General features: G+C 60.6%; 7 protein-coding genes. 5 read left to right on the top strand and 2 right to left on the bottom strand.

Features of this window, described 5'->3' with window-relative positions; genetic code table 11:
- Positions 1-111 precede the first annotated feature (111 nt).
- Together amrB and L3J03_06045 are read right to left on the bottom strand one after the other, a co-directional pair.
- Positions 112-969, bottom strand: a complete 858-nt coding sequence (gene amrB / locus L3J03_06050) for an AmmeMemoRadiSam system protein B (GenBank protein ID MCF6290538.1) — start codon at positions 967-969, stop codon at positions 112-114.
- 188 nt (positions 970-1,157) lie between these two features.
- Positions 1,158-2,528 carry a phosphomannomutase gene (locus tag L3J03_06045; GenBank protein ID MCF6290537.1) on the bottom strand — a complete coding sequence of 457 codons (1,371 nt, stop codon included), beginning with the start codon at positions 2,526-2,528 and terminating at the stop codon, positions 1,158-1,160.
- Between the two features lie 241 nt (positions 2,529-2,769).
- Here L3J03_06045 and L3J03_06040 point away from each other — a divergent pair, with 241 nt between their 5' ends.
- The 5 genes from L3J03_06040 to L3J03_06020 all read left to right on the top strand — a co-directional run bounded on the left by L3J03_06040 (position 2,770) and on the right by L3J03_06020 (position 10,779).
- On the top strand, positions 2,770-3,174 hold the full coding sequence (locus L3J03_06040; GenBank protein ID MCF6290536.1) for a hypothetical protein: 405 nt from the start codon (positions 2,770-2,772) through the stop codon (positions 3,172-3,174).
- Positions 3,175-3,193: 19 nt separating this feature from the next.
- The gene (locus tag L3J03_06035) at positions 3,194-4,870 is read left to right on the top strand and encodes a Na/Pi symporter (GenBank protein ID MCF6290535.1); all 1,677 of its coding nucleotides are present in this window, start codon (positions 3,194-3,196) and stop codon (positions 4,868-4,870) included.
- A 97-nt stretch (positions 4,871-4,967) separates the two neighbouring features.
- The gene (locus L3J03_06030; GenBank protein ID MCF6290534.1) at positions 4,968-5,411 is read left to right on the top strand and encodes an Hsp20/alpha crystallin family protein; all 444 of its coding nucleotides are present in this window, start codon (positions 4,968-4,970) and stop codon (positions 5,409-5,411) included.
- A gap of 291 nt (positions 5,412-5,702) precedes the next feature.
- Positions 5,703-8,426 (top strand): filamentous hemagglutinin N-terminal domain-containing protein, encoded by a 2,724-nt coding sequence (locus tag L3J03_06025; protein MCF6290533.1) that lies wholly within the window; start codon positions 5,703-5,705, stop codon positions 8,424-8,426.
- Between the two features lie 121 nt (positions 8,427-8,547).
- The gene (locus L3J03_06020) at positions 8,548-10,779 is read left to right on the top strand and encodes an adenylate/guanylate cyclase domain-containing protein (GenBank protein ID MCF6290532.1); all 2,232 of its coding nucleotides are present in this window, start codon (positions 8,548-8,550) and stop codon (positions 10,777-10,779) included.
- The last annotated feature ends 68 nt before the right edge of the window (positions 10,780-10,847 follow it).

The raw sequence follows: 10,847 nt of genomic DNA, 5'->3' as shown, positions 1-10,847 counted from the left end.
AAAATCAACAAGTTGCAAGGGGAATCACGTCCGTCGAGCGGATTGATGCGAGACCGACAATAATGATGAACCCGTAACAACCCGAAAGGCTTCAAATGCCACCCAATAAAATCAACAAGTTACAAGACGAATCACGTCCGTCGAGCGGGTTGTTGCGAGACCGACAATAATAATACCCGCATACCCGACCACCTGCCGGGTGTCGCCGCTGGCCTCGCCGGAGTCTGTATAGCGGACCAGTTCCGTGCGCTCCGCGCCAAGTTCAATGGCCGCGATCAGGGCCATTGTGGTCGGAATCACCCCGCACATGGTAATCCCCTGACCGAGCACGGTCTGGTACAGTCCCCGGGGATCAAGCTTCTCGATATAATCGATGGCCCGGCGGTCCTTGATTGCGGCCGACTGCCGCGACTCGTAATGGGTCATGTCGGTGCTGGCCACGATCAGGGTCGGTTTGCCGTATTGCCGGATCGCATCGGCCAGCCCCTTGCCGGCCTCCTGGCAGGCGCCATAGGAGAGGTGGGAGACCACGATGGGAACAATGGCAAGTTCTTTGCGAAGAAACTGGAGAAACGGGACCTGGACCTCCAGGGAATGCTCAAAGCGATGGGCCAGGTCGTCATTGACAAACAGCGGTGATGACTCGGTGATCGCAGCGGCCAGTTCCCGGTTGACCGGCACATCGCCCATGGGCATCTGCCAGACTCCGTCACCCATCACCGCCAGATCAGCGCCCTGACCATGATGGTTGGGGCCGAGGATAACCACATCCGGCGGGACCTCAACCCGGGCCAGGGTCTCTCCGGCCACTGCGCCGGAATAAAAATACCCGGCATGGGGCGAAATTACGGCCAGGGCCGGTTGCCGGTCGGCCAAGGGAATATCAGGGACCAGGCGGGTGAGTTCCGCGGTGAGCGCGGCAGGGTCCCCGGGATAGAATCGATCGGCAACCACGGGAGAACGCTTCATGGGGTTACTCCTTATCAGGGGTCAGGGGTCAGGGAATATTATATCCGGACCATGATCATCGCTCCATATCATTTTTCATTGCCCACGGTTTTTTTCGTCTTCCGTCCACCGCCCACTGTCCACCGTCCACTGTCCACTGTCTTCCGTCTTCTGTCCACTGTCTTCTGTCCTCTGTCTTCTGACTTCCGTCACTCCCGGATCAAGGCCAGCAGTTCAGCGGTCTTCTCTTGCAGCAACCGGGGATCCCCGCGGGACTCCACGTTGAGACGGAGCAATGGTTCGGTATTGGACTTTCTGACATTGAAGCGGAAATCAGCAAATGACATGCTGAGTCCGTCGGTATAGTCCGGCTCACCGTCTTGACCGGCAAAAGCCTCTTCAATCCGCCTGATCGCGGCATCGGGGTCTGCCACCCGGCTGTTGATCTCGCCGCTCACCGGATAAGCGGCCCGGCGGGCCGCCACCAGTTCCGACAGTCGGCAACCGGAACGGCTGATGATCTCCGTCACCAGCAGCCAGGGGATCATCCCGGAATCACAGTAGGCAAACTTTTTAAAGTAATGATGGGCCGACATCTCGCCGCCGTAGACCGCATCTTCCCGGCGCATCCGTTCCTTGATAAAGGCATGGCCGGTTTTACTCATTATCGGAACCCCGCCCGCCTCCCTGACCAGTTCAACGGTATTCCAGAAGAGGCGGGGATCGTGGATGATCCTGGCGCCGGGGGTTAGCCGGAGCATGGCCTGGGCCAGCAGGCCGACGATATAATAGCCCTCAATAAAACGCCCCTGTTCGTCAAAAAAGAAACAGCGGTCAAAATCTCCATCCCAGGCAATGCCCAGATCAGCCCGATGCTCCCGGACCGCCCGGGCGGTCTGCTCACGGTTTTCCGGCAGGAGCGGGTTGGGCACCCCGTTGGGAAAGGTGCCGTCCGGCTGGTGTTGCAGTTTGATGAACGAGAAGGGCAGCTGTTCCGCCAACCGGTCGATTATCGGACCGGCGCAGCCGTTACCGCTGTTGACCACCAGCTTGAGCGGTTTCAGGGCCTGCCGGTTGACATGACCCAGGATATGGTCGATGTAGGCGTCCCGGTTGTCGAGCCGGCTCAATTTACCCGGGGTGGAGGCAACGACCGGGTCCCCGGCTGTTGCCAGTTGTTCGATTTCCTTGAGGCCGGAATCGTTGCTGACCGGTACGGCTCCTTTTTTTACGAATTTCATCCCATTGTAATCAGCCGGGTTATGGCTGGCCGTAACAATGATGCCGCCATCCACATCCAGGTGAAAGGCGGCAAAATAGATCTCTTCGGTGCCGCACTGGCCGAGATCAATGACATCGACCCCGGCCCGCAGGAAACCGTGGGCCAGGGCGGTTGCCAGTTCCGGGCTGGAAAGGCGGATATCATGACCGATGACCACCTTTTTCGGCTTTAGAACAGCGGCAAAGGCCTGGCCGATCCGGCCGGCCAGGTCATTGTCCAACTCGTCCGGCACCCGGCCCCGGACATCATAGGCCTTGAAACAGCGGAGCTGCCCCTTGTTGATCTTTTTCACTACCATCTCCTCATCAATTGTGAGATATTATGGTTGACACCTAAACGAAAAACCTGCCCGATCCTTGCAAACGTGGGTTAAGTTGAGCCGAAAGCGGCTCAAGCCAGGGCCGGTACCAAGGAGACAGGTCGTGGAAAAACAATAAAGTACATCAGTCCCGGGGTCCACAAAAAAACAAAATGGATCAACTTGACAACCACCTGGAAGACCAGTCACCCGCGCCGGCCGCCAGCGGCCGCCTCAAGCCATGAAAACCGTCTGCCGACTGGGCCTGCTGGCGCTCTTTTTAGGCGCCTTGCTGGTCAACTGCACCCTGTATGGCTCCATGGCCCGGATTCCCGGGATCGGGGACCTTTTTGTCAGCCATATCTCCCGGCAAAACGATCTTCCGGGCCTGCTCTATATCAAGGGCGGCCTGGCGCTGACCGAGATCCGGCTGTTCCGGAAACTGGGAACCGATCTTGGCAAGCGGGCCGTCCGCAACCTGGGCCGCAAGCTGTCCGAACCAGGAGGGATTACCCCGGGTCAGGCGTTCGATCTCACCACCAGGACGACACGGGTTTTGTACTGGCTGCCGTTGATCTGCCTGGGCCTGCTGGGGTTGACCTTCATCCGGCCCCGGGGCCGGAGGCGACGCCGCGGGATGCGCTGAGCCAGATGACACCCAGGGGATGAATACACTGACCTACATAACCATGGCAGCGCAAGGCATCGGCGGTCTCGGCCTGTTCCTGCTGGGCATGATGATGATGACCGACGGCCTGAAAATGAGCGCCGGCCATGGCCTGCGCCATTTCCTCACCGGTTCCACCAAGACCGCGCTCCGGGGGATTCTGTCCGGGGCCTCGATCACCTCCCTGGTCCAGTCCTCCAGCGCGGTGACCGTGGCCACCATCGGTTTTGTCAACGCCGGCCTGCTGACCCTGGGCCAGGCGATCCTGCTCATCTACGGCAGCAATATCGGCACCACCATGACCGGCTGGCTGGTGGCCCTGGTCGGATTCCACGCCAATATCAAGGTGGTCGCCCTGCCCGCGGTGGGGATCGGGATGCTGGTCAGGCTGCTTGCCGGACAACGCCGTTACACCGGGGCCGGCGAGGCCATTGCCGGTTTTGGCATCTTTTTTCTCGGCATCGAGATCCTCAAAACCGCCTTTACCGGACTTGAGGGCCATATCCAACTGGGAGCGTTGACCGGCAACGGCCCCCTCCTCCTGGTCCTGTTTGCCGGGATCGGCGTTGTTCTCACCTTTCTGATGCAGTCCTCCAGCGCGGCCATGGCCATTATCCTCACCGCGGCCGGCAGCGGCCTCATTCCCGTGAACAGTGCCGCCGCCCTGGTGATCGGCGCCAACATCGGCACCACCACCACCGCCATCCTGGCAACCATCGGCGCCACGGCCAATGCCAAACGGGTGGCAGCCGCCCATGTCGCCTTCAACCTGGTTACCGGGTGCCTGGCCCTGCTCTTTCTGCCCCTGCTCCTTTCCCTGGTTACCGGCCTCCTGGATCTCACCGGCCGGGAGATGGGGCCGGTCACGGTCCTGGCCCTGTTTCACACCACCTTCAACCTTGCCGGGGTCATCCTGTTCCTGCCCTTTACCGGGCAGCTGGTCTCGTTCCTGGGCAAGCGGTTCCGGGAGACCGAGGAAGACGAGGGCCGGCCCCGGTATCTGGATAAAAACGTGGTCACCACCCCGGTCCTGGCCCTGCATGCCATGGCCATGGAACTGGCCCGGATCGGCGCCATTGCCCGGCGGACGGCCATGGCGGCGATCAGCAGCGAGGAAAAAACAAACCTGCGGCAGGAACAGGAAAGGGTCGCCTTGAACCGGCTGGTGGATGCGCTGGGCGAATTCAGCACCCTGGTGCAGCGCAACGATCTGCCGCCGGAACTGGACAACCAGCTGCCCAATGCCATGCGGGTCTCGCGCTACTACCAGGCCATCTCCGAGCTGTCGCACAATATCTCCAGACAGCAGCGGAAAAGCCGCCCGATCGAGCAGGAGGAGTTGGTCGCGGTCATCGGCCATTTCAAGAAAAAGGTGGTGCGCCTGCTGGAGGAAACCGACGCCTCCGGGGCGGATTATGATGCCGAGACCGCCAAGGCAAGCCTGCAGACGATCAACCAGGAGTACCAGCGGGTCAAGAGTGCCCTGCTCAGGGCCGGGGCGGTGGGCCAGCTCTCCACCCGGAAGATGGTACACCATCTCGAGCTGTTGAGCGAGATCAGAAGGATCGCCGATCAGGCGGAAAAAGGGGCCCGGTTCCTTGCGCAACTGATCAATTTCCCCACGCCGCCCCCGAGGGAAGAGACCGGACCCGGAAAAAATCACCAACAAGAGTGAACGGGTTGACATGCGATTTTTAAGCATTATTTTTTGGGGTAAGGAGGCAAAGGGGCTTGCACGGGAAATAAACCTTTAATGAACAGGAGGTGATCGTATGCAACTGGTAAGACGGAGTCCCGGGGCGGATTTATTCGGTCTGCAGAATCATATGAACAGGCTGTTCAATGAGTTTTTCCTGCCCGAGGACAGAGACAAGGAGGGTCTGAGCGCGGTGGCCTGGCATCCGACCGTTGACATCTATGAAAAAGAGGACAAGATTGTCATCAAGGCGGAACTCCCGGGCGTTGACAAGAAAAACATCACGGTTGACGTTGAACACGGGGTGCTGACGCTCAAGGGCGAAAAAACAGTGGACAAGGAGGAAAAGGACGAGACCTACCACCGGCGCGAAAGGTTCTACGGAACGTTTCAGCGTTCATTCACCCTGCCGGCCGAAGCAGACCCGAACAAGATCGCGGCCGAGTACAAGGACGGGGTTCTGACCATCACGGTGGAAAAGCCCGAGGAAAAGAAACCCAGGAAGATAGCCGTCAAGTGACCAACAACAACATCTTTAGTTTAACAAAGCGGGGCACCCGGTGCCCCGCTTTTTTTGTCTCAAACAAAAACATGGACAACTTCCGGGACCCTCATCCCTTGATCCATAATCCGGAATTCTGGTTGACAGAGGTGCCGAAGTTTCATAATTAGAAGGATCATGATTTGGTTTGCCGGTTGATCCAGCGCGGCCGCAACATTTCTCCTGCCTCGGGCCGCACCAGTGCTTTCCTGTCACCTGGAGGAAATTATAATGAGAGCGGCTCAACAGAGGAACAATAAAGGTTGCCCCATGGCAACAAAGCTTTTTCTTGCAACCGTCCTGCTCCTGCTATACCCACACCAGACCCTGGCCCTTCCTTCCGGCAGCCAGGTGGTGAGCGGCCGGGTCTCCCTGGCCGCTCAGGACAACACCCTGACAATTACCAACAGCCCCGAGGCAATCATCCATTGGCGGGATTTTTCGATCAACGCCAACGAGGCAGTCCGTTTTGTCCAGCAGAACAGCGCAAGTTCGGTCCTTAACCGGATTACCGGCGGCAATCCCTCCCGGATTTTCGGCCTGCTGGAATCAAACGGCAGGGTCTTTCTCATCAACCCCAACGGCATCCTCTTCGGCCCGGACTCCCGGATCGACGTAAACGGACTGGTGGCCTCGACCCTGGACATCTCCGACCGGGATTTCCTGTCCGGAAATCTTTTCTTCGGAAACGGTCCGGATTCGGGATTCATTGACAATCAAGGGACCATCACCACCCCGGATGGCGGCAAGGTCTACCTGATCGCCCCGGATATCGAGAACAGCGGGATTATCCGGTCCCCGGCGGGCGAGGTACTCCTGGCGGCCGGCCACAGTGTGCAGATAGTTGATGCCGACACCCCTGAGATAGCAGTGGTGGTGAGCGCGCCGGAGGACCGGGCCGTGAACCTCGGCGGGATCGTGGCCCAAAGCGGCACCGTGGGAATCTACGGCAGCCTGATCGCCCAGAGTGGTATTGTCAGCGCTGACAGCGCCACGGTGGGGACAAATGGCCAAATCTATTTCAAGGCCTCACAGGGGGTTACCCTTGATAACGCAAGCATTACCAGTGCCTCCGGCAGCAACGGCGGCGAGATAACGATTGAGAGCGAGGCCGGAGACACCCTGGTCTCCGGCACCATGACCGCGACCGGTGCCCACGGCCAAGGCGGTGAAATCCGGATCCTCGGCAACCAGGTCATCCTCACCGGCCGGGCAATGGTCGACGCATCGGGCAGCAGCGGCGGCGGCCGGGTTCTGGTGGGCGGCGATTTCCAGGGCGCCGACCCTGATATCCGCAATGCCGCATCCGCCACAGTGGCGGCCGGGGCCGTTATCAAGGCCGATGCCCTGACCGTTGGTGACGGCGGTGATGTGGTGATCTGGTCCGACGGCGACACTGCATTCTCCGGCAGGATCAGCGCCCGGGGCGGCGATGACGGCGGCAACGGCGGCAATGTCGAGGTGTCGGGCCGGCGGAACCTTACCTATCAGGGCCTGGCCGACCTCAGGGCGCCCCAAGGCCTGGCCGGCACCCTGCTCCTCGATCCCACCAATTTCATTGTAGCCCCGGTGGACGGCGACACCACCGGCGCCGCCCTGGGCAACCAGCTCGACCAGGGCAACGTCACCATCCAGACCAGTGATGCCTGGGCCGAGGGAGAAGAGCCAGGAGACATCATTATCGCGGACAACATAAACTGGGCGGAACCCACCACCCTCTTCCTGAGCGCCCATAACGATATCGAGGTCAGAGACAAAATAAGCAACGAATCCGGCGGCAGCGTCGTCTTCCGGTCGGATTCCGATGCCGACGGCGGCGGGGACTTGAGCTTCCCCTTCCACAGCCCCGGCGACTGGTGGGTAGGGCTGGATACGGCAGCCGGAGGCGAGGCCACGATCTACTATAATCCGCCGAACGGTTATGCCGCGCCCACGGACTATATAAGCCCGGGATATTTCTCTGGCGTCGTTCCGATCAGCTACATGCTGGTCAACAACGTCAACGACCTGCAGAACATCGACAACAACCTGGACGGCACCTATGCCCTGGGCACGGATATCGACGCCAGCGCCACCCGCGGCTGGAACCCCGCCGGGACCGGCGGTTTTTTCGGATTTGACCCGATAGGAACGGCCCTTATTACCGCGCCCGCGCTCTTCCGCGGCCTCTTTAACGGAAACGAACATACCATCTCCAACCTGTATATCAACCGCCCGGAGAGCGATTATATCGGCCTGTTCGCAGGGCTCGAAGGCGACAGCGGCGCCGCCATCCGCAAGGTCGGGCTGGTGGACATGGATATCACCGGCGGAGACCAGACCGGCGGCCTGGTGGGCAATACTGGTTTTGACAGCGAGATCAGCGAATCCTTTACCACTGGCACCATAAGCGGCAACTACGATGTCGGCGGCCTGGTCGGGTGGAACGAGGGCACAATCAACAATTGCTACAGCACGGCTGCGGTAACCGGCTATGAAGATGTCGGCGGCCTGGTCGGGAACAACCAGGCCTATGGCTCCATCAACGACTCCTACAGTATCGGCCCGGTGAACGGTGCTTCCGAGGTCGGCGGCCTGGTCGGGGCGGCCGGGTCAGGGTGGACCAGCCACGATCCGGTCACCACTGACAGCTACTGGGACATCCAGACTTCAGGGCAGGCTGCAAGCGCCCAGGGGCAGGGCAAAACCACCGCCGAGATGTTGTGGGACGAGACCACATACGACGGCTGGGACCCCGCTATCTGGAACATCGTTGACGGAGCCTACCCCATCCTTGCCTGGCAGGGTGCCGCTGCTGCTGAACTCCCCCCCACCGTCCCCGGGCAGGGAGGACCAGGACAGGCGGTTATCACGGCTGCCAATCAATCCACAAGCAACGACACCGCAAACGCCCTCGATTCGACCGGCGAGGACCGGAAGAATGGTAACAGGAAACGGCAAGGGGGAAACCAGGACAACCCCGGTGGCTCCGCTGATACCCCATACTGTAATTAGTGCCGGCCCGCAGATGGTCCTTTCGGAGTATCACTGACCGATTTCCTTCCGCCGGCGCACTCCCCCGGGTAATGGCCGTGTTTTATCACGACCAGGGGCCAATGAGGGCTACAAGGACCCCGTGCTCAAATCCTATTGGCTAAGACATTACCTCCGGTTCGGACCGGGGCTCATTTTTCTGCTGCTGCTGCTGTTGAACGTGACCGGCCATATCGACCTGCCCCTGCTCGACCGGCTTGAAAACTGGACCTATGACCTGCGGCTCAACCTGACCATTCCCGGCACCATTGACAACCGCATCGTCATCGTTGACATTGATGAAAAAAGTCTGGCCGAAGAGGGACAATGGCCCTGGGGCCGGGATCGGATGGCTCTCCTGGTCTCCCGGCTCTTTGATCGGTACCAGGCCGCGGTGGTCGGTTTCGACGTGGTTTTTGCCGAAGAGGACGCCCGTTCAGGACTGCGACACCTGGAGCATCTCGCCGCCGGACCGCTGCGGCAAGACTCCGCCTTTCAGGAGGCATTGGCCGGGCTGCGGCCGAAGCTGGATTTCGACGGCATGCTGGCCCGGGCAATTCGCAACCGGCCGGTGGTTCTGGGCTATTACTTCACCGACAACCAGGAAGGCCGCGGTCCCCACGCATCCGGAGCCCTTCCCGATCCGGTCTTTCCCAGGGGCAGCTTCGCCGGCCGCGACATCCCCTTTATCCGCAAATCCAGCTACGGGGCCAACCTGCCGCAACTGCAGGCCGCCGCCGCCGGAGCCGGACATTTCACCCCCCAGATAGATCCGGACGGAATCTGCCGCCGCATCCCGGCCCTGATCGAATACCAGGGGCAGTACTATGAATCCCTGTCACTGGCCATGGTCCGCACCCTGCTGTGGAACACCCCGCTGCAACCAGGCTTTCCCGACCAGGCCGGCGGCAACTATCGCCGCCTGGAATGGCTCGGGATCGCCGACCTCAGGCTCCCGGTGGACGAGCGGGTCTGCTCCCTGGTCCCGTACCGCGGGCCGCCTGGGAGTTTTATCTACCTTTCCGCCACCGATGTCATGCACGACCGGGTTGATGCCGATCAACTGGAAGGAGCCATCGTCCTGGTGGGAACCACGGCCCCGGGCCTGATGGACCAGCGGGCCACGCCGGTGGCAGCTGTTTATCCCGGGGTGGAAATCCACGCCAACATGATCGCCGGCATCCTCGACCAGACCATTCTCCACCGGCCGGCCTGGGTGCGGGGCGCTGAACTGGTTACCCTGATACTCTGCGGCCTGCTCCTGACCCTGGCGCTCCCCCTGCTCGGTCCCTGGAGTTCGATCATGCTCTGTCTGACGGTCCTGGCCGGGGTGACCGGCGGGGTCATGGTCGCCTGGAACCACCATCTGGTCCTGCCGCTGGCATCAAGTCTGCTGCTGATCGTCACCCTCTACATCTGGAACGCCTCCTACGGTTTTCTAGTTGAAACCCGGGCCAAACGCCGCATCACCGGCCTGTTCGGTCAGTATGTGCCGCCGGCCCTGGCAGAGGAAATGAGCAGAAACCCCAAGGCCTTTACCACTGAGGGAGAAAGCCGGGAGATGACCGTACTCTTCTCGGATATCCGCGGTTTCACTTCCATCTCCGAGGGGCTGGCCCCCAGGGAACTGTCCCGGATGATGAACGAATACATGACCCCGATGACCCGGGTCATCCACAAACACCGCGGCACCATTGACAAGTACATCGGCGACGCGATCATGGCCTTCTGGGGCGCGCCGATGCAGGATGCCGACCATGCCCGCAACGGCGTACTGACCGCCCTGGAGATGCAGAACACCCTGGGCCGGCTGCAACCACGGTTCATCGAGCGGGGCTGGCCGGCAATCCGGATCGGCATCGGTCTCAACACCGGGGTGATGAACGTCGGCAACATGGGCTCGGAATTCCGCATGGCCTACACGGTACTCGGCGACGCGGTCAACCTGGGGTCACGGCTGGAGGGTATCACCAAGCAATACGGGGTAGGGATTATTGTCAGTGAAACAACCCGGGCCGCGGTGCCGGATATTGTCTTCCGCGAACTCGACCGGGTGCGGGTCAAGGGCAAGGAGCGGCCGGTTTCGATCTACGAGCCGCTCGGGCCGGCAGATGCGCTTGATCCGCCGATCCTGGAGGAGGTGGCTGTCTTTGCCGAGCTGCTGACCCACTACCGGGCCATGGCCTGGAACGAAGCGGAAAAACTGCTGGACCGACTCCAGGCCGGGGCACCGGACTCCATGCTGTACCAACTGTACCGGGAACGGATCAATTACGTCCGCGCCAACCCGCCAGACGAGGGCTGGGACGGAGTATTCCGGTTTCACACCAAGTAAGTGAGTAATAAGGGATTGCTGGTTTTATGCTTGGCGCATGTCCTGTGATCAGTTATAGGACATAAGCC

Source organism: Desulfobacterales bacterium, assembly GCA_021647905.1.
Lineage (GTDB): Bacteria > Desulfobacterota > Desulfobulbia > Desulfobulbales > BM004 > JAKITW01.
Note: the sequence above shows the minus strand (reverse complement) of the source record. Positions and strands in the feature narration are given on the sequence as shown.